Origin of the sequence: uncultured Chloroflexus sp. (assembly GCF_937951745.1) — a bacterium.
In the GTDB taxonomy this organism is placed as follows: domain Bacteria; phylum Chloroflexota; class Chloroflexia; order Chloroflexales; family Chloroflexaceae; genus Chloroflexus.
This window is the reverse complement of sequence record NZ_CALFBQ010000078.1, coordinates 14492-35338: the sequence shown is the minus strand read 5'-3', so window position 1 is coordinate 35338 and position 20847 is coordinate 14492. Positions and strand designations below refer to the sequence as shown.

The 20847-nt window shown below is 59.1% G+C and carries 15 protein-coding genes; 3 read left to right on the top strand and 12 right to left on the bottom strand.

The annotated features are described in order from the left end of the window. Positions 1-160 precede the first annotated feature (160 nt). Positions 161-2104, top strand: coding sequence for an ATP-dependent helicase (locus Q1A59_RS16665; RefSeq protein WP_298400432.1), 1944 nt, complete (start codon positions 161-163; stop codon positions 2102-2104). 68 nt (positions 2105-2172) lie between these two features. Here Q1A59_RS16665 and Q1A59_RS16660 read toward each other — a convergent pair whose 3' ends face one another. The 8 genes from Q1A59_RS16660 to Q1A59_RS16625 all read right to left on the bottom strand — a co-directional run bounded on the left by Q1A59_RS16660 (position 2173) and on the right by Q1A59_RS16625 (position 11409). Beyond that, positions 2173-4062, bottom strand: coding sequence for a protein kinase domain-containing protein (locus tag Q1A59_RS16660; protein WP_298490444.1), 1890 nt, complete (start codon positions 4060-4062; stop codon positions 2173-2175). 441 nt (positions 4063-4503) lie between these two features. After that, a complete protein-coding gene (locus Q1A59_RS16655) occupies positions 4504-5838 on the bottom strand; it encodes a S41 family peptidase (protein ID WP_298400439.1) in 1335 nt (444 codons plus the stop codon). Positions 5839-5851: 13 nt separating this feature from the next. After that, complete coding sequence (locus Q1A59_RS16650; protein ID WP_298400442.1) at positions 5852-6607, bottom strand: 16S rRNA (uracil(1498)-N(3))-methyltransferase; 756 nt, start codon at positions 6605-6607, stop codon at positions 5852-5854. Between the two features lie 8 nt (positions 6608-6615). Beyond that, the gene (locus Q1A59_RS16645; RefSeq protein WP_298400445.1) at positions 6616-7650 is read right to left on the bottom strand and encodes a type I phosphomannose isomerase catalytic subunit; all 1035 of its coding nucleotides are present in this window, start codon (positions 7648-7650) and stop codon (positions 6616-6618) included. A gap of 111 nt (positions 7651-7761) precedes the next feature. Beyond that, complete coding sequence (locus Q1A59_RS16640; RefSeq protein ID WP_299645262.1) at positions 7762-8745, bottom strand: 50S ribosomal protein L11 methyltransferase; 984 nt, start codon at positions 8743-8745, stop codon at positions 7762-7764. A 5-nt stretch (positions 8746-8750) separates the two neighbouring features. Continuing rightward, positions 8751-10169 (bottom strand): cysteine--tRNA ligase, encoded by a 1419-nt coding sequence (cysS, locus tag Q1A59_RS16635; protein ID WP_298400451.1) that lies wholly within the window; start codon positions 10167-10169, stop codon positions 8751-8753. Positions 10170-10208: 39 nt separating this feature from the next. Continuing rightward, positions 10209-10979: a serine O-acetyltransferase EpsC gene (gene epsC / locus Q1A59_RS16630; RefSeq protein ID WP_298400454.1), complete on the bottom strand. Its 771-nt coding sequence runs from the start codon at positions 10977-10979 to the stop codon at positions 10209-10211. 178 nt (positions 10980-11157) lie between these two features. Further along, on the bottom strand, positions 11158-11409 hold the full coding sequence (locus Q1A59_RS16625) for an FmdB family zinc ribbon protein (RefSeq protein ID WP_298400456.1): 252 nt from the start codon (positions 11407-11409) through the stop codon (positions 11158-11160). A gap of 758 nt (positions 11410-12167) precedes the next feature. On the opposite strand from Q1A59_RS16625, the gene Q1A59_RS16620 reads away from it, so the two are divergent. Together Q1A59_RS16620 and Q1A59_RS16615 are read left to right on the top strand one after the other, a co-directional pair. Further along, positions 12168-13910 (top strand): CocE/NonD family hydrolase, encoded by a 1743-nt coding sequence (locus tag Q1A59_RS16620; RefSeq protein WP_298400457.1) that lies wholly within the window; start codon positions 12168-12170, stop codon positions 13908-13910. Between the two features lie 113 nt (positions 13911-14023). Then, positions 14024-15193 (top strand): acyl-CoA dehydrogenase family protein, encoded by a 1170-nt coding sequence (locus tag Q1A59_RS16615; protein ID WP_298400458.1) that lies wholly within the window; start codon positions 14024-14026, stop codon positions 15191-15193. A gap of 172 nt (positions 15194-15365) precedes the next feature. On the opposite strand, the gene Q1A59_RS16610 is transcribed toward Q1A59_RS16615, so the two are convergent. The 4 genes from Q1A59_RS16610 to Q1A59_RS16595 all read right to left on the bottom strand — a co-directional run bounded on the left by Q1A59_RS16610 (position 15366) and on the right by Q1A59_RS16595 (position 20762). Then, the gene (locus Q1A59_RS16610) at positions 15366-16343 is read right to left on the bottom strand and encodes an ABC transporter permease (RefSeq protein ID WP_298400460.1); all 978 of its coding nucleotides are present in this window, start codon (positions 16341-16343) and stop codon (positions 15366-15368) included. Between the two features lie 200 nt (positions 16344-16543). Next, entirely contained in the window at positions 16544-17548 is a 1005-nt protein-coding gene (locus Q1A59_RS16605) for an ABC transporter permease (RefSeq protein ID WP_298400463.1), read from the bottom strand. A gap of 169 nt (positions 17549-17717) precedes the next feature. Further along, a complete protein-coding gene (locus Q1A59_RS16600; RefSeq protein WP_299645261.1) occupies positions 17718-19496 on the bottom strand; it encodes a peptide ABC transporter substrate-binding protein in 1779 nt (592 codons plus the stop codon). 348 nt (positions 19497-19844) lie between these two features. Next, entirely contained in the window at positions 19845-20762 is a 918-nt protein-coding gene (locus Q1A59_RS16595; protein ID WP_298400469.1) for a PH domain-containing protein, read from the bottom strand. Positions 20763-20847 lie beyond the last annotated feature (85 nt).

Here is a 20847-nt window from a genome sequence, read left to right as displayed (position 1 = left end):
CGCTTCCAACAGCCATGGTCCTCATCACATCCCCTCCTTTCATCACCCAAGTATGCGAGCACAGAAACATTGTTCCACTATGATTGCCACGCGAGCCCCCTCACCCGTCTGGTATAATACCCAGCCGGCAGACCATTCAGACCGGTGAACTGGACAAGCCATGGAACAGCTCAACCATCTCAATCCAGCACAGCGCGCCGCAGTCACCGCGCCAATTGGGCCGGTGCTGGTCAAGGCCGGTGCGGGCAGCGGCAAGACGCGCGTGCTGACCCTGCGCATTGCTTATTTGATCACCCATTACGGCGTGTCGCCGTCGCAGATATTGGCCGTCACCTTTACCAATAAGGCGGCGCGCGAGATGCGCGAGCGGCTGCGCGGTCTGCTCGGCACGCGCATCCGCGGCCTGACCAGCGGCACCTTTCACGCCGTTTGCACCCGCATGCTGCGCGAGTCGATTGAAGGCCGGCTAAAGGGTTATACTGCGTCGTTCTCGATCTACGCCGGCGATGAACAGTTGCAATTGGCTGCCGAGGCGTTGGCCGGTGTCACCGAAACGCCGCCGCGTATGATCGAGGCCGATGAGGTCCTGCGCCTGATTTCTCGCGCCAAGAGTCGCATGCTCACGCCACGATTGATGGCCCGCTTCGCCACCGATCCACTCGATCGCTTTGTCGCCGCATGCTACCGCCGTTACCAGCGCGCACTCGAACAAGCCAACGCGCTCGATTTCGATGACCTGATCCTCACCGCCTACCGCCTGCTCAGCGAAGACCCTGATCTGCTTGCGACCTACCAGCAACGTTGGCCGCACGTGTTGGTGGATGAATATCAAGATACCGATCCGAGCCAGCACGCGCTGATCGAGCTGCTCACCCGCCCAACCGCCAACCGGCCCCGTTCGCTGTTCGTGGTTGGCGATGCCATGCAGAGCATCTACGGTTTTCGCAATGCCGATCACAGTATTATCAGTCGCTTTGCCACCGATTTTCCCGACGCGCAGGTGATCGAGTTAGCAACCAATTACCGCTCGCGCCAGCCGATCCTCGATGCGGCCTATGCCATCATTCGCCATAGCCGCAGCGTAGCCCCAATGCAACTACGCGCTGCGGCGACGGTCGCCACCGAGCGGTGTGTCTTGATCAGCGAAGCCAAGGATAGCCGCGAAGAAGCCGAACAGGTGGCCCGTTCGATTGCCGATCTGCAACGGCAAGGCCGTCGGTTGCGCGAGGTGGCGGTGCTCTTCCGCACCCGCCATATGAGCCGCCCGCTTGAGCAGGCGTTGCGACATGCCCGCCTGCCCTACGTCGTGCGCGGCGGGGTCAGCTTTTTTGACCGGGCTGTAGTGCGCGATGCGCTGGCCTATTTGCGCTGTATTGCCAATCCTGCCGATAGCCTAAGCTTGACCCGGATTGCCAACGTGCCGGCGCGCGGATTGGGCGGGCAGGCGCTGGCTACCATCGCCGCCTTTGCGGCTGCCCACTCGATCCCGCTCAGCGAGGCGCTCGGCCACGCCACTGCCATCCCCGGCCTCAGCCCGCGCGCGGTTGAAGGCGCGCGCCGCCTGTTTGCCCTCCTCCAACGCTGGCGGCGACTAGCCGCCGGTACGATGCCTCCCGATCACCTATTGGCCGATGTGCTGGAACAGAGTGGCTATATGGCTGCTCTGGCTGAACGGTTCGACGCCGAAGAGCTGGCCGAAGCGCGCGCCCATCTGCAAGAGTTGCTGCGCGCCGCCGAAGAGCATACCGAGCTGGGTTCGTTTTTGCAGGAAGTGGCGCTGATGACCAACACCGACGACGACGATGATCGTGATCGGGTGCAACTGCTCACGATTCACGCCGCCAAAGGGCTTGAATGGCCATTTGTGTTTGTGGTTGGGTTAGAGGAAGGCACCCTGCCCCACGAACACAGCCTCGGCGATCCGGCCAGCCTTGAGGAAGAGCGGCGGTTATGTTACGTTGCCCTCACCCGTGCCGCCGAACGACTCTATCTATCGTGGACGGCGAGCCGCAACCGCGGCCAGCGCCTCAAGCCATCCCGCTTCCTCGACGAAATTATCGCCTTCGGACGCGAACGAGCTGGGGCGTCACGTGCGACACCCTAGTAGGGACGCAGCGCACGGCGCTTTAGCAGGCGACGCCCCGCCTTTGTCCGGGCGTAGCGCACTGCGCCCTAAATCATGATGATCCCTACCACCACCGCCATCACCACAAACAACGCCAGCACCACTACCAGCGCAATCCGTTCCCAATTCCATAGCGAAATCGTGCTCACCAAGGTCTCATCTGGCCCGATGAGGTACAGCTCACATTCTTGCTCGTCAAGCAAGCCGTTGATCTGCGTCACCATCGCGCCCTTGATCTGTAACAATGCCCGCAATGGCTGCCCCTGCTCACCGGCTTCCTTGATCGCCTTTTCGATCAACGCGCTCAGCGGCCCGGCACTTTGCCAATGGCTATCATAAAGGTCAATCTCCGCCTCGTACACCTTACGCGCGCGCTGGCGCAACAATGCTTGCACCCTAGGCGGCAATCCCTCGCTATCATCATTATTCTCATACGCGAGCGCCTTGCGTGACCAATGAAACACCTTCTCTTCGACCAAATTGCCATTGCCGGCACACTTCTCGCAGCGAACTTTACCATAACCTCGGCATTGAGTACACGTCTGCTCGACCGGATCAGGCTCGCCCTGCTTTGCTCGCGGCTTGATCATTCCTTTGCCTTGGCATTGCGAGCACTGGACTTGACCCGAACCTTGGCAATCGGGGCAGGTAAAGAATCGCCGCGATCCCGGCAAGACTACGTCGCCACCCGCCTCCGAGGCAAAATCTTTTGGCGGCGGTAACTGCATCTTCCACAAATCAAGCGCCGGTTCAGCGATTGGTCGCTCATCGAGCTGCATCGGGCGAATCTGCGTCTTCGGCGACGTGCGAAACTCGTACAATACCTCCAGCTCGTAGAAGTAGATGTTATAACTAGCAATCGTCTCAAACTCGATCAGTTGGCCGAGCGATTGGCGGCGAAACGGATGCTGCCGGCTCCAACGGTTGAACCATTTGCGCAGGTAGTCGCGCCGGTGAAGGTTATCTGCCCGTTTCCGCGACTCGGTCAGGAAGTGGTTAAACTGCTCAGCTAAATCCGCCAACTCGGCGGTGAGCGCCAATTCCAGCGGATTTTCAAACCACTCGGCGCACGTTTCCCACCGTGACTCCTCCATGTCGGTCGTGGTCTGGTCAAGCAACGTGCGTAATGCGAGCCTGAGCGCATTCGCTGCTGCACCAGCGGTCGGAAACCGCAAGTTCGGCTGCGGCGAGAGCATCCGCAACAGCGCCCGTTCGGCCAGTGCCAGCGCCGGCGACTTACCGGCCAGATCAAGTTCAACGATCAAGCCGCTCGGCGGCAATTCACCGCTAAGCAGATGGTAAGCAACTGCTCCCAGACTATAAATATCGAGCGCAGGATGCGCCTCGGTCTGCGTAAGGTGTAGCTCAGGCGCCGAGTAGGGGGTCAGATACTCGGCCTCGCTCAACGTGCTCAGATCGAGCGGTGTATCGGGCGCTGCGGCAAGGCTCAGGTTGGTCAGATAGGCATTGCCTTGCGGCGTGACCAGAATGTTGGCCGGTTGTACATCACGATGCACAATCTGCTGCTCGTGGAGATAATCGAGCGCAGCAGCCATCTGGTTAATAACCCGCATCGCTAACGACAAATCGGGTATGCCCTCGGCAAGGATGTCGCTCAGCGGGCGGGCATCGATATACGGCGTCACCATGTAGTCGCCGTAGCGGTCGTCATGGCCGGCGTCGATTACCGGCAACAGGTGCGGGTGGCTGAGGCTGGCTGCTAGCCGGGCGGCAAGTTGAAACCGGCTGTTTGAAATCCAGTCGTGGCGGCGTAAGATCGCAACATAGACCGGCCGGTTGAGGGTTTGGTGCGTGGCACGGTAGATGATTGACAGCTCATCTTGTCCAACCTGTTCGTGCAACCGGTAGTCGCGCAATTCAAGGTCATTCGTATCGTTATGTCGTTCGCCGCGGATGGTGGGGCGTGGGGTACTCATAGCCACCTCAGCATCGTCGTTGTGTATAGCCGCAGAAAAACACAAAACAGTGTTGGTTGCCGCGATAGGATCGTCATTTGATGCATCAGCGACTCTCACTCACTATGCATCGTTAGTAGAACATTTGTTTGTTATCATTGTACCTCGCCCGTCAATCGGGTGTTGCCACCTATAGCCCTGATTGAAACGAAAAATCGTACAACAGTGACCAAATCGCTACCAGCAGTAGCCGCCCATTCTCTTTTTCTGCACTGCGTCATTGCTATACTAAAACTGTGCCGATTGGTGGCGGGCTGCCTGAGAGATTGGACATGCGATGTCGTACATCCACGTCCTACCTGCCAGTCAGGATCTCTGCCTCCCCAATTTCTGCCCCACGCGGCAAGGTGTCTGCCGCTTCCTCGCGCTTGCCCCTTAGCCCGCCGCCCGGTGTACGGCCCCTTAAGGGGCCGTTACTGTTTCGGTCACCGCCGGCGGCGCCACACCTTCACGCAACAACTTCAGTGCCCAATAGAGTTGCGCATCAGCGCAGCTACTATCCTCTGGTCGGTCAGGCACGCATGGCGCGGCATATTCCGCTTCATTCGACGCCAACACAATGTGCTCTGGCGTAATCCCGACCCCATTAATCGCCTCACCCTCCGGCGTAATCCAGCGCGCAATCGTAATCCGCACGCTGCTACCATCCCGCAGCGTATAGATGTTTTGTACCGATCCCTTGCCAAAGGTCTTCTCACCGAGCAATACGGTGTTCGGGCGCGCATCGCGCAACGCGCCCGCTACCACCTCGGCAGCGCTGGCCGATCCGCCATTAACCAGCACGACCATTGGAATGCCGTATAGCCGGCGATCGGCAGGGGCGACAATTGTGCGCAATTCTTTGTTCACGCCGCCACGCTCCTCTTCATAGAGCGCGACTCCGTCGTAAAACCGGCCCAACACCTCTTGCGCCGTGGTTAGGAAGCCGCCTGAATTATTGCGTAGATCGAGCACGATCGCGCGTGGTTGTTGCGGGCGTAGTTCGGCGATGGCTTGGTCAAGGAGTTCGGTTGTGCTCGCTTTGAACTCGGTGATCTGGATGTACGCGATCTCGTCAGGTAAGAGGGCGTGATGAACGGTAATCAGCGGGATGGCGGCGCGAGTGATGGTGACGGTAAAGACACGATCGTCAGCAGGCCGGCGGATGGTCAAACGCACCACAGTGCCCGCCGGGCCGCGAATGAGACTGACTGCACGGGCGCTAGCATCTTTGTCGTCCAATCCGGCAATCAACTCAGCCAGCGGTTGGTCGTCTACCGCGACGATAATGTCACCCGGTTGCAAGCCAGCTTGTTCGGCAGGCGAGTTGCGAATCGGGCGGTCGATGATGATTTGGCCGTTTTCCACCCGCAAATAGGCACCAATCCCTTCAAAGCGTCCTTCCATCGAATCGCGGTTTTGGCGCGCCTCTTCCGGCTCTTGGAAATAGGTATAGGGATCGTCGAGCGTTGCTAGCATGCCTCGGATGGCGCCGTAGACCATACGCTGGCGATTGATCGCTTCGGGTTGGTAGAAGTTGCCCTCCACCAAATCCCAGACATCCCAAAAGACGGCAAATTGTTGGCGCCGGTCGCCGGGAGTGAGCAGCCGTGCGTCGGCATTCGAGACGCCGGTAATGAAGACATCAATCGGCGAGACGCCGACAATTCGCCCGGTGATCCAACCACCAAGGAAGGCGACTGCGATCACGGCAACCCATTGCGTGATTTTGCCGATAATGACCCAAGCCCGTTCCATGGAACAGCCTTTTCTAGCTGTGAAGTGCGTATTGCAGCATCGCCAACGCTGCCAGCGGTGCGGTTTCAGCACGCAAGATTCGCGGCCCCAACGAGACAGGATGCAACCCATGCCCAAGCGCCATCTCCCGCTCAGTCGGATCAATACCACCTTCCGGCCCTGAGAATATCGCGATTTGGCGCGCTGTTGCGTGGGTGCCAACCAGATCACGCAGATGGATGCTTGCCCGTTCATCGAGCAAGATGGCCAGATCGGCGGTGATGCTCTCAGCCAGCGCCGCTACGAATGGTTGGGGCGCTGCGATCGCCGGAATCCGGCCCCGAGCCGATTGCTCAGCAGCTTCAGTGGCGATCCGTTGCCAACGGGCCAGCCGGCGCTCATCAGCCCGATCACTAGGCAGTGAGCGGGCAAACGCCACCGGCACGATCCGGCGCGCACCCAACTCTACCGCTTTTTGCAATGCCCATTCAAACCGCTCTGGTCGAATCAAAGCCAGATAGAGATCGAAGGCAATGGCTGGTTCGCCGCTGGCTTGGCAACGGGCTATTACTTGACCGCGCGCTCGTTTACGATCGACCGCGGCAATCTCAACCACTGCTGCCCACCCTTGCCCATCAAGCAATAACACCCGATCGCCGGCGCCGAGCCGCAATACCCTGCCCCACTGATGCACCAGCGCCGGGTCATCAATCTCGATCTGATCAGATCGCAACCATGCTGGATCAACGAAGAAGCGCCGGGTATTGGGTATCGTTGTTGCGTTGTCCACGGCAGTATCTACAGAAAAATCGGGGCGGCGCCGGATGCAGCGCCGGCCATAGCGAGTAATGCTGTGAGATCGGGGATGTATGAACGCAACAAAGTGGCGTCACTCGCTGCAATCCGGTATGCTCCTAGCATTGCCGGCAATACCACTGCTGCACCCCGCCGCAACTCAAGCGTTTCCTTGCCCCACACCAGTTGCACCGTCCCGGCAATCACGGTCAAAATCTCTAACGAACCGGGATCGGTAGCGGCGCTGAGGCTGTCCTGCACCCGCCAGCGTTCCAACGCAAATGATGTGCAGGCTACCAACAGATCCCGCTGCTCGTCGAGCGGCAGAGGCCGGAGCTGCGCAGTGGCAGCCGGTTCACGCCGGCTCACCGCCAGCGCCTGTTCGATATGCAGCTCGCGTGGCTGGCCAGTGCGCGCATCGCGCCGGTTGTAGTCGTAGAGCCGATAGGTCAGATCCGATTTTTGCTGGATTTCAAACAGCATAATCCCAGCATTAATCGCATGAATCGTCCCTGCTGGCACAAAGATCAAATCACCGGCGCTGACCGGTTGTTGGGCAAGCAGCTCTTCCACCGTGCCATCGGCAATCGCCGCTGCCAACGCCTCCCGCTCTGCCGGCGCACGCATACCCAGCGTCACCGTCGCCCCCGGTTCAGCGTCCAGAATGTACCACGCCTCGGTTTTGCCGTGGAAGCCGGTATGGGCCTCAACGGTGTGGGCATACTCGTCGTCAGGATGCACCTGCACCGAGAGCCGGTCGGCAGCGTCGATAAATTTAGCCAGCAGTGGCAGGTCGGCCCCGTAGCGCGCAAACGGCCTCGTGCCTATCAACGCCGCGCCATACGCGCGCACCAATTCGGCCATCGTTGCGCCAGCCAATGGCCCATTGCTGACCCGATTGCTATCAAAGACCAGCCAAATCTCGCCGAGCCGTTCGGGGTGCGGCGGCGGCAATTCCAGCCATGGCGCCAGCCGTTGCCCGCCCCAGATCGGCTCTACCAGCCGCGGCTCGCACACAATTGGATACAACCCGCTCATGCTAATACCCTGTATTGCCACACGGCCGTGCGGCTCTATCACCATTGTAATCCATTACTGTGCGGCTTTTATAGAGCCGCACGGCTGTGCGGCTCTACGTATGCCCCACCATCACCGTGTATGTACCAGCGCTACCCATTCACCTTCGACATACCGTTCAACCTGCCGCAACCCGGCGGCAGCAAATGCCGCCACGACATCCGCCTCTTTTATGTCAATAATACCACTACTCACTAAATAACCGCCGGGTTTGAGCGCCGCCGCTAAATCCGGCGCTAACAGCACGAGCACTTTGGCAATCAGGTTGGCAGCAATGAGATCAAAGGCAGCGTGCGGAGTCGTTGCGCTCAGCGCCGGGTCAGGCGTTGCCGGGCCAAAATCGCCCGATAGCCAGTGCCCCATCACTTGCCCAGCCCCAAGGCTGCCCTCAGCTACCGTTACACTGTCACCCACCTGATTGCGCGCGACATTCTCCTGCGCGACCCGCACCGCAATCGGGTCATTGTCGAGCGCCAGCACCGCGCCGGCCCCCAACTTGGCCGCCGCAATCGCCAAGATGCCCGATCCAGTGCCCAGATCAAGCACCTGCTGGCCGGGTTGCACCAGCCGTTCGAGCAGTTGCAGACAGAGTTTGGTAGTGGGGTGCAAGCCGGTACCAAACGCCATCCCCGGATCAAGCAAGAGCACGATGTCGTCCGGTTGGGGTTTGTATTCGAGCCACGACGGCACGATCACTGTTCGCGCACCAATCCGCAGTACCGGGTAGAACTGTTTCCAAGCGTTTGCCCAATCCTCTTCGGCGATAGTCCTCGTCTGGATTGGCCCCAGCGGGCGGATTTGACTAACATGCCAGAGGGCGTGCTCGATCCGCTGGCGCGTCTCTTCGACCTGCGCGTCGAGCGGCAGATACGTGCGCAGCCAGACTGGCCGGTTGGGGTCATATTGGAACTCTGGCCCTTCATCGCCGGCGATCCAGCCTTGTTCCACCACCACGCCGCCGTTGTAGCCGTAGCGTGCCAGTATCTCAGAGACGGTTTCAACGACCTCTGGCTCGACTTCAACCGCGATTTCAAGCCACGTGTTTGGCGTTTCCATACCGCTCATCCTTGCCACTTCCAGCGCGTGCCCTGCGGCCCGTCTTCCAGCGTGACTCCGAGATCAGCCAGCCGGTTGCGCACGAGATCGGCCAGCGCGAACTGCTTGGCTTTGCGCAGCTCGCCGCGCACCTCGATCAACAGCTCGATAAACGGGGTCGCTTCGGCGGCAGCACGCGCTTGGCGCGGCTGGAGCCGCAAACCGAGCACACCAGCCAGTTCGCGCAGCGTCTGTTGGCCAACTGCCAACTCTTCGGCGGCAAGGCCGGCGTCGCGCGCCGCATTGATCGCCCGCACTAGATCAAACAACGCCGCCAGCGCCGCCGGACTGTTGAAGTCGTTGTCCATCGCGGCGATAAACCGCTCGCGAGCAATGGCGGCAGCGTCGCGCAGCGCCGTCACTGCCGGCCCCTCATGCACATTGCCGGTCGCCGGCGCTAACGCCGAGAGCAACCGCTCAAGCTTGCGCTGGTTGTCGGCGGCAATCTCGTCGTTATAGGTCAGCGGGCTACGGTACGAGCTGCTCAAGACGATCAGCCGGAAGACATCGGCATCGTAGCGGCTAAGAAAATCGGCGATCGTCACCACATTCCCCAGCGACTTCGACATCTTCTCAACCTGCCGGGTCTGCGGGTTCACCAATTGCAGCATGCCGTTATGCACCCAGTAGCGGGCGAACGGCTGGCCGGTCAGGCTCTCGCTCTGAGCGATTTCGTTCTCGTGATGCGGGAAGATCAGGTCGGTGCCGCCGCCGTGAATGTCAATCTGCGGGCCGAGGTGCTCCATCGCCATTGCCGAGCACTCAATGTGCCACCCCGGTCGGCCCGGCCCCCACGGGCTATCCCACGCCGGCTCGCCGGGACGAGACGCCTTCCAGAGGGCAAAATCAGCCGGCGATTCCTTGCGCGGATCAACCTCAAAGCGGGTGCCACTTAGCATCTCGTCGAGCGACCGGCCCGACAACTTGCCGTAGTCTTCGTCGCGCTGGACCCGGAAGTAGACATCGCCATCGACCACATAAGCGTAGCCGCGCTCGATCAAGCCCTGCACAAAAGCGATGATTCCCGGCATCGTGGTTGAAACCCGCGGGTAAGCCGTCGCCGGTAAGACATTCATCGCCTGCAACTGGGCCAAAAACTCGGCAGCATATTGACCTGACAACGCTAGCGGGTCTTGGCCCATCGCGTTCGCGCGCGCGATCACCTTGTCATCAATATCGGTGAAGTTGACGATATGCCGCACCTGATAGCCACGAAACTCAAGGTAACGGCGGATCATGTCGAAGACGATCGCTGACATCGCGTGGCCGATATGCGCTTCGTCATACGGTGTCACCCCGCAGACATACATCCGCACCACACCCGGCTCGATTGTCTCCAGCGGTTCAAGCCGCCGGGTCAGGGTATTGTAAAGCTGAATCGCCATACCAACTCGCTATCTCGCACTGCGGCGGGCCGTGTCCGTTCAAATGCCCGCGCCTTGATTATACTCTTCTTCAACCGACGGCGTTTCATCCAGCAACGTTTGCCAGAGCTGATCAGGCAATGCGTCGTATCTCAAGCGATGCTCTTCGTGATGTACGTGCGTCTCGGCTTCGAGATCGGCAATGCGCATTTCCAACTCTAGCACCTTGTCGTGCAGGCCACGCAGCATCTCGCCTTCGGGGTCGGGCAATTGCTCAACCCGGCGCGACTGGCCGGTCACCGGATCGCGGCGGGCCACGATGCGCGCCGGCACGCCGACCGCCGTCGAATGGGGCGGCACGTCTTTAACCACCACCGCGCCGCCGCCAATGCGTGCCCCACGCCCGATCCTGATCGCTCCCAACACGATCGCCCCCACGCCGATCACCACGTCGTCTTCAACGGTTGGGTGGCGCTTGCCGGTCTGTTTACCGGTGCCGCCGAGCGTCACCCCTTGATAGAGCATCACCCAATCGCCGATTTCGGTTGTCTCACCGATGACGACCCCCATACCGTGATCAATGAAGAAACCGCGCCCGATCCGCGCGCCGGGGTGAATCTCGATTCCGGTCAGAAAACGGCTGATCTGCGAGATCAGCCGCGGAATGAACGGAATCTCGCGCCGGTAGAGGGCATGGGCCAGACGGTGCAGAATTATCGCGTGCAGGCCGGGGTAGAGCAAGACCTCGGCCAAGTTGCGTGCAGCCGGATCATTACGAAAAATGGCGCGAATATCGTCGCGCAACACACAGAGAGCATGTGACAGACGCATCGGATTGCTCCGGCGAATAATATAACTGCTAACCGCTGAAGGGTATAACGAGAGAGCGCCGGAAGCGCGCAACGATGCGCGAACCCGGCGGGCATACATGCCGGGGCGCCGCCAAGTAGGGCAGCGCCCCTAGCGACAGTAGCATCCGGGGAATGGAAGGGGGAAGGAGGCGAACGATTTAGTCGTCGCTTGACGAGTCACTCTTGTCACCTTTGCTCGAGTCGCTGCCTGTTACTGAGCCGCTGCTCGCGCCACGGCTGTCGGTAATGTACCAGCCTGACCCTTTGAAAACAATGCCCGCCGGCTGAATCACCCGGCGCACCCGGCCTTGCTGGCCGCACAGGCAGACGGTCAGCGGCTCGTCTTTGAAGCTTTGGAATTGTTCAAACTGCTTGCCACAGGCATCACAGGCGTATACGTAGGTTGGCATAGCGCGCTTCCTACCTCCATTGCGTAGTTGTTTGACATATCACGTTCTGTATTGTACCCCAGAGCGTCAACATGCGCAATAAGAGGAGTGTTAGATCATGGAGGTCGAAGCAGGACACCCAGTCGCCTCGTTACATCACCGATTTTACTCAACCCTTGCGTTCAATACCATTCTTACCCGCTCTCCCCCTTGGAGAGAAACGAACGGAGAGCGGAATTCATGCCGCCCACCCCTGACCATCTCGTTACCCGACTTCCCGAAGAGAAACGAATGGAGAGCGGAACTTACTCCGCCCTCTATGTGACCTTGCCCAGACGGGGGATGAATGCGGGGTGTGGGGATGCCGCGCAGGGGTGATAGCCACTCGCAACGGAGGACGGCTTTCATCCCGCCCTCCGTGTGACCTTGCCGGACGGGATAGAAGCCCCCCTCCCGCCGACCCACTCCCCGCAGGGGAAAGTAGGTGAGAGGAGGATGCGCTCTTTTGTCATTGCGAGGGGACGCAGCCCCCGAGGCAATCTCCGGCTGAAGGTAGTGAATAGTGAACGACAGAGGGGCAGCACCGCTGTGCCCCCATTCCTGTGCTCTCTGACCCCGGCCCTCTCCCCCGTGGGGAGAGGGGTGAGGAATAGCGTACTTGTCATTCGTTCCCCTATTCGTTCATTCCTCGCCCTATTCCCCATCATTGACATACCCCTCTTGTGCATGGTATCATCTATGACGCAGTGTGTTATAAATTCATCAGAGCGGAGTGGCGCATGCGTTGGCTTGGATGGTCTCTGGCCGGAGCTGGGGTGACAGCAGCAACCGTATTTGCGGTTCGTCGCCCCTTGCTCGCCCGCCTGCTCGGTTTGCGCCCCGCCGAGCACCGGGTGGCCGTCACCCGTGACATACCCATCCGCATGCCCGATGGCGTTGTGCTCTACGCCGACCGCTACGCACCCCGCGATGGCGGCCCCCATCCCACCATCCTGATCCGCACCCCTTACGGCCGCCCCGGTGAATTGGGGCCGCTGGGCATCTTTGAACACACCGGTTGCATGCTTTTTGCCGAACGCGGCTACAACGTGATCGTGCAGAGCGTGCGCGGGCGCTACCGCTCGGAAGGTGTGTTTGAGCCGTTCGTCAACGAAGCCGCCGATGGCCGGGCAACAGTGGCATGGATCGGCGAACAACCATGGTTCGACGGGAGTCTCGGTCTCTGGGGGCCGAGCTACGTTGGCTATACTCAATGGGGGCCAGCGATCGACGGGCCGCCCTACCTCAAAGCGATTGTGCCGATTGTTACCAGCGCCCGCTTTTCATCGCTCTTCTACCCCGGCGGCGCGTTCGCGCTCGAATCAACATTGCGGTGGGTCTTTCTCATCGCTGCAACCAATCGCCAACGCCAACGGCTTGATCCGTCAGCACTCTGGCGCTTATTCGTCTTGCGCGAGCGGATCCTAAGTCGTGCTCTTCATCATCAACCCTACGCTGCCGCCGATGCACTGGCGACCGGCGCTTCAGTGCCCTTTTTCCAACGTTGGTTGCGCGATCCTGATCCATACGGGCCGTACTGGTCGCAGGTTGATTACCACCGCTCGTTGCACCGGATCAACGCTGCCGTCCATCTGGTCGCCGGCTGGTACGACATCTTCCTCCCCGGCCAGTTGACCGACTACGCTGCCTTGGTTGCCGCCGGCAAACGCCCTTACCTAACCGTCTTGCCGCGCGCGCATACCGATCTGGCGCTGGTCTTTGAAGGACTGCGCGAAGGGTTATGGTGGTTTGATGCTCATTTGAAAGACCAACGCGAGCTGTTAGCCCGTCGTCCGGTACGCATCGCCCTGATGGGCAGCCACGAGTGGCACGAGATGGATTTCTGGCCGCCACCGGCCACTATGACGCGCTATTGCTTGCAACCCGATCGCAGTCTTGCTCGCCAAGCACCACCCACCGGCGCACCGCCCAGCCGCTTTCACTACGATCCTGCCGATCCGACTCCAGCCATCGGCGGCGCGGTGCTTAGCGCACAGGGCGGCCCCCGCGACCAGCGCCCGCTCGAAGCGCGGCCCGATGTGCTAACCTTCACTAGCCCGCCGCTGGCGGCTGATCTCGATGTGATCGGGCCGGTGCGCCTGTGCGTCTATATTTGTACCGATCATCCCTTCTTCGATCTGGTTGGCCGTCTCTGCGATGTTTACCCCGATGGGCGCAGCATCAATATCTGCGACGGCATCGTGCGCGTGCGACCCGGCGTTGGCGATGTCCAGCCTGACGGTACACGCCGGATCGAGATTGATCTCACTGCCACCGCCCAACGTTTCCGCGCCGGCCACCGCCTGCGTGTCCAGATTGCCGGTGGCGGCAACCCACGCTGGGGGGCACACCCCGGCGACGATTGCCCGTATGGGCAAGGACGAGGCGGCCCGGTCATCGAGCACCGCATTTGCCACGACGCTGATCATCCGTCGGCAGTGGTGTTGCCGGTAGTTGACACACCGCACTCCCCACAACCGTAGGGACACATCACGGTGTGCCCTGTCGGCACCCGGTCAGGTGTCCCATCGACACTCTGTTATGCGTCCTAACACGTTTTGTATTGGTCATCAACAAGCAAAGGAGCACACCCACAATGGAGTACGAGCACAGCCCAGAAATCAAGATGTTACGCCAGACGGTACGCGAATTTGTCGACAAGGAGATCCGCCCGATTGCCCGCGCCATTGACGAAGAAGAGCGCGTACCGTTCGAGACGCTGAAGAAGGCCGCTGACTTAGGCCTGCTCGGTGTCCCCTTTCCCGAGCGCTATGGCGGCCTCGAACTCGGTATCACCGGCTACTGCGTGCTGATGGAAGAGCTTAACCGGGCCTGCGCCAGCCACGCCACCATCATCGGCGCCCATTCTCAATTGGCGGCGATGAGCATCTATCTCGGCGGTACCGAGCAGCAAAAGGAGACCTACCTGCGCGCGTTAATCGAAGGGCGTATGTGGGGCGCGTGGGCACTCACCGAACCAAATGCCGGCTCAGATGCCGCCCACATCCAGACCACCGCCGAGCGCCGCGGCGATGAGTGGATTATCAACGGCCAGAAGATGTGGATTACCAACGGCAGCTTCGCCGACGTGATCGTCGTTCATGCCGTGACCGACAAAAATCTCGGCGCGCGCGGCGGCATCACCGCCTTCATCGTCGAGAAGAATATGCCCGGTTTCCGCGTTGGCAAGATCGAAGAAAAGATGGGGTTGCGCGCCTCGCATACCGCCAGCCTCTATTTCGAGGATTGCCGCGTTCCGGCCGAGAATGTGCTAGGTCAGGTTGGCATGGGCTTCCCGCTCGCGATGCGCACGCTTGACATCGGTCGCTGCGGTTTGGGCGCCAGCAGTATCGGTTCGGCGAAGGAAGCCTTCGAGCTGAGCCGCAAGTATATGGTTACCCGCCACCAGTTTGGCCGCCCGATCGCCGAATTCCAAGCTCTCCAGTTTAAACTGGCTGAGATGGCGATGAAGCTCTACACAATGGAACAGATCGTCTACGACTGCGCTCGCCGGGTTGACGCCGGCCAGCCAGCGACGCTCGAAAGCAGTATCGTCAAACTCTACTGTACCGAGATGGCCAGCCAGATTATTGACGAAGCAATCCAAATCCACGGCGGGATGGGTTTCTCGCGCGAGTTACCGCTTGAGCGTATGTACCGCGATGCCCGCGTCACCCGCATCTTCGAGGGCACCAACGAAATTCAAAAGCACGTGATCGCCAGCGAATTGCTGAAGCAGGTTGGCTACAAAATCCGGCTGTACTAACTCGCCTACACCGTAGAGACGTAGCAATGCTACGTCTCTACGGTCTCTACCTTTCCGTGTATCTCGTCAACAATAGCGGAGAGGTAAGCATCCAGCGTACACTGAGAGCGGCATAGGATCCATCAAACGAAACGCCATCCAAGCGAGCAGCGTCCCAATCTATCAAAACCCATCACCGTTCTCGCGGATCTAACGCATCCCGCAACCCATCGCCGAGGAAGGTAAACGACAACATCAGTCCTGCAATCAAGACCACCGGAAAGCTCAGCAACCACGGCCCCGACGACAGGTTATTGTATCCCTCAGTCAACATCACTCCTAGACTGGTCGGAAACGGATTATCGGGATCGACCGAGGGCCGCATACCAACACCCAGAATAGTCAATACCGCCTCGGCACTGATCAAAGCCGGAATGCTAAATGAGGTCGAGACAATAATCGGCGCCAGCGTATTGGGCAAGATGTGCCGCCAGAGGATCGCCGCCGTCGGCACCCCAATTGCCCGCGCCGCCTCGACAAACTCCTTCTCCTTCAGCGACAGCACCTGCCCGCGCACCAAGCGGGCAATTCCTGTCCAGCTCACCAGCGAGACAGCGACAAAGATCAGCAGCAACCCGTTAAACGTGCGACCGAGCCACGTCTCACGGAACGCCGTCGAAAGCGCGATAATAAACAACAGATCGGGGAAGGCAGCCACAATCTCGGTAAACCGCATGAGCAGATTATCAAGCCACCCACCAGCAAAACCTGAAATCAGGCCAATTGTCACCCCGATCAGCAGAATCGCAACCTGCGGCACAATCCCCACAATCAGCGATACCCGGATAGCATACATCAACCGCGACAAGACATCGCGCCCCAACGTGTCGGTGCCGAGCAGATGTTCAGGCACTCCCATACGAGCCGGGTTATCCGTTACCCATGCCGGCGGGCGCAGGCTGTTATTAGGAATTTGCTGAACGGGGTTATACGGTGCGAGCCACGGCGCAGCAATCGCTACGATCACGTAGAGGATAATCACCACCAACCCAACCATCGCTGCACGATTGCGCCGCAGCCGGGCCAGCGCATCCGACCACAAACTGCGCGGTTTGGTGTTTAGAGCTTGAATATCGATCGGGTTGGTCAACGACTTGGCCGGTGACGTCACGTCTGTTCCTCGCTCTCAGCCTATAACTCTCTGAACCACAGCGATTCGCGCAGAGAGCGCGGGTCGTTGGGTCGTCCGTCTGCTATGCGCAGGCATCTATCACCCTTAGCGATTCACCCAGAGAGCGCGAGCCGCTGGCCCGCACGAACCGATAACCCTCTGCACCGTAGAGAGGCGGTTGGCTACCTCGCTCCTCTCCATTACTTATAGCTAATCCGTGGATCAAGCACGCCATACGCAATATCGACCAAGAGATTAGCAATCCCCAAAAAGAAGACATAAATCAGTGACCCGGCCATAATCATCGAATAGTCGCGCTTGCCGATCGCGTCAACAAAGGTGCGCCCCATGCCGGGTACTTGAAAGATGGTCTCGACAAACAGCGTACCAGTAATCAAACCGGCCAGCGCCGGACCCAAAATCGTCACCACCGGCAGCAGCGCATTTTTGAGCATGTGACGCCAGACAATCACCTGCCCGGCCAAGCCCTTCGCCTGCGCCGTGCGAATGTAGTCTTGCCGTTTCACTTCGAGCACACTCGACCGCGTTAATCGAGCAATGAACGCCATGCTGGTTGTGCCTAACGCCACCGTCGGCAAAATCCACGGCTTCACTGGATCGTTCCAATCGGGAATGACCGTAAACCAGTTAAGAATCACGGCAAAAATGATGACCAATATCAAACTGGTAATCAGCGTCCCTAACGCGACGAAGATCGTCGATGACAACGAGAGCAGGTAATCGAGCCACGTATTTTGGCGCAGCGCAGCCAGAATGCCCAACGGAATGCCGAACATAACCGCAAACAAGAGGGCTTGCACGCCTAAACGGGCTGAGTAATAAAACTTGCTGGGCCGGGTTGGCGTGCCTTCAAACAGCTCTTGCTGCACCGTGCGCGCCCCCCGCGATGAGTAGGTTGGGCCGAGATTGCCGGCAATCGCGCCCCACTGTATCTTCCATTCACCGGTTTTCGGATCGGGCACGACATCAAAAAACATATAGCGGGTAAACTGGCGCCAAAACGGTAAATCCATCCCAAACCGCTCGCGCAAAATCGCTTCGACCCGCGGCGAGAGCTGGCGCCGTTCGGGTTGAGTGTCGAATGGGCCACCCGGCGTCAGTTTGGCAATGCCGAAGGTGACAAAGCCAACGATAATCAACACCGGAATATTCCACAAGATGCGCCGGATAATGTAAGCGGTCATACCACTCTTCCCTTTTGAGCGCTGGTGTGCAACGCAACGACACTTGCCTCTAGCACCGCGAACATTGTTCTGATGGGAAACGCAAAGGCGCTAGGGCGTACAGTGTTGAGCCTGTTTCCCATTCCCATACGTACCTTTGCGCCTTTGCGTTTTGCATTATCCAAGTCACCTAGGGCTGCACATCAACGTTCGGCAAATTGAAGAAGCCGAGCCAGTAATCGAGCGGCGTGATTGTCTCCTTGGTCACCCCCTTCACATACGGCTTCACCAACACTGGCCCGCCGTCGTTAAGCATGAAGACCACCGGCGCGTCTTCAACCAAAATCGTCTGCGCCTGCGCATACAGCTCAGCACGGCGCACCGGGTCTTGCTCAATATCAGCCTGTCGTACCAGCTCGTCGAGCCGCGGGTTCGAGTAGTTGACGCGCGTGCTGAGCAAACCATTGGTCTGGAAGAGTGAGACCCAGTTCTGTGGATCGGGATAGTCAGCACACCAGCCGAGCGAGAACATCTGCGGCGGGTTGTCCTTGGTGGCCGCAGCAAAGGCAGTTGGATCGATAGGATCGAGGATCACATCGATACCAAGATTCTGCTTGAACTGGTTGGCTACCCACTCGAAGCGGGCATTGTTACGCGCTGTGCCCGAATAGGTCAGCTTAATCTCAGGCAAACCTTTACCGTCAGGATAACCAGCCTCGGCCAGTGTCTGCTTCGCCTTCTCTGGGTTAAACTGCCATAGCTTCAAATCGGGCTGGTAGCCGGGGAAGCCGGGCGGAATGAAGCTGTAGGTTGGTGAGCCGAGACCTTGAAAGACATCGCGCACGTAGGCTTCGCGGTCGAGCGCCTGTGCGAAGGCTTGCCGTACCAACTTATTGTCGAACGGCGGCTTGGCAAGGTTGAAACCGAAATAGAAGGTGCAAGAACCGGGGACATCAATGATCTGCTGGCTCAAGACCGGGTCTGATTTGACCGTTGCCAAATCCTCGGCGCCAACACCCAGAATATCTAGCTCACCGTTCTGGTAAGCTTGGAAGGCCACTTGGCCATCGGTGATCATGTAGTACTCAACCCGCTTGAGCTTGACCGGCCCCAGCGGTCCCACGTAATAGGGATTCGGCTCCCAGATTGCCTTGCTGTCGTGTTCCCACTCTTTCAGCACGAAGGGGCCGTTGCCAATGTAGTTGGCGGGATCGTACCACCAGTCCTCACCTTTCGCCACGTCCTCTTCGCGTACCGGTGCGCCAATCCAGAGCGCGGCCATGCTGAGGAAGTAGGGCGCCGGCGCGACCAGTTCGATCTGTAGCGTGTAATCGTCAAGCGCCTTGACACCAAACTCATCGCGCAGCTTGTCGAGATCGAGTTTCATCACCTCTTCCATCGACAAGCCTTGGCAAGCTGCGGCGCTATACTCGCTGTAGCCCTTAATAATGCCACACGGCAACGACTGGTACTCGCCCGCCGTTTCTGGGTCGGCGAGCCGCTTCCACGCATATTCAAAGTTGCGTGCAGTTAACGGCGTACCATCACTGTACTTACCGTCGCGGCGCAAGGTAAAGGTGTACACCTTTCCATCTGCCGACACGTCAACCTTCTCAGCCGCCCCCGGAATAGGGTTCATATCGAGATCAAAGGTCATCAAGGCCTGATAGGCCATCATAATGAACTGGATCTCGTTGACGAAGCTAGCCTTCTGCGGATCGATATTGTCTGGCTCCGAGCCAGTGTTAAGCCGCAACACACCGGGTTGCGCCGTTCCAGCAACTGGCGCAGCGGTTGGCCGCGTTGCAGCGGTTGGTTGCGGCGCAGCGGCGGTCGTTGGCTGTTCAACTGGGGCTGCGGTTGCTTGCGTAGCCGGGGGATTGCCGCCGCCGCAGGCTGCCAAGATGGGCAACAATAGCCCAAAGAGCAACCCAAGAGCGAGTGCGTGACGCCAGTGAAGTGAATTCATCGCCACACTCCTTGTAGCATCTGTAAAACAGCGAAACCTATCGAATCGGGGAAATGACACCTGAATTGCACCATCGTTACGGGTATCCATGCGAGGAACATTGCCAACAGCCTGCGTCCCTGACCTCCTTTCTACCTGATTCGGGTACAGTACCGAAACGGAGCGGGCAATACAGGTAGTTTATGTGGAACATTCCCTCATTCGATAGAGCGATCGTACCACGCTGGTTGGATGGTTGTCAAGGCAAATGAAAAGGTAGGGGTAAGTTTGAGACCTACCGTTATTGCCACGCGATTAGATAATTTTCAAGGCAAATGAACGTGGCGTCAACGACCAGCAGCTAACGGCTCACGATCGCAACACAGCGATTGTCGCAATCGCAAAGAAGAACTGCACACCGACCGAAAAGGCTTGCAAGAGACGGGCAGCCAAGGGGCTGCGCCGGTAGACGATCAGACCGCCAACGAGATTGAACAGCGCGGTCAGCACCGCCGCTACTGGCAAGAAGAAGATACGGATGCGCGGGGCTAATTCGGCGGCAGCGCCAATTTGGTCACCCCGCCATGCGATCTGAGGCGGCAACGAGGGATAGATGACCGCAATCGCCCCAAACAAGCCCAGATTAAGAATGAGCGTCACGAGTAACAATCGCCGGATGACCGGATCGGCCCAGAAGTCGTAGACCAGAAAGCGGGCAACTTCAATGCCGGGAGCCAACGCTTGAATGGCGCCAAGCCGCCGTCGCTGCTCTAATTCTTGCACGAAGCCGGCTTGGTCGGTGGGAGAAATGGCGTAGGCTTCATTGCCGGCGTAGATCACTAATGCTTCGGCCAATGGCCGGGTGGTAAAGCGATGAATGACAATGCCGTCATGGGTCTGTACCCGGCCATGGTAATAGCCGATGCTCGCCAATGCTGTACGCCAACTGCCGATCGCTAACGCGCCCTGTTCAACCCGATCGATCAGGGTAAGTGGAATGACTGTGCGGCTGCCCAGCCACTGGATGTACAACCCATTGCGGTCAAGGCTATACCGTAAGGTCAACGCAGCAGCAGTCCGGTAGAGGAGGAAACCGGCCAACACTAGCAAGCCAAGCACCAGTACAGCCTGCCCAAACAGCCAGCCGTCAATCGGCCACTGCTCTGGCGGCCCGCTCAGCGCCGCCCTCATCATAAACAACAGCCAACCTGCCCCCGCTGCGCTCACAACGGCAAGAATAAGACCAAGCCAGATACGAGCTGTTGCTATTGGTCGCCAGCGTTGCATAGTGCGTCATGAAGCCAATCAGGCCCGCAATAGCATCATTGCCGGTCTGTGGCAGCAATTGCGTCCCTCATCTCATCAAACGAGC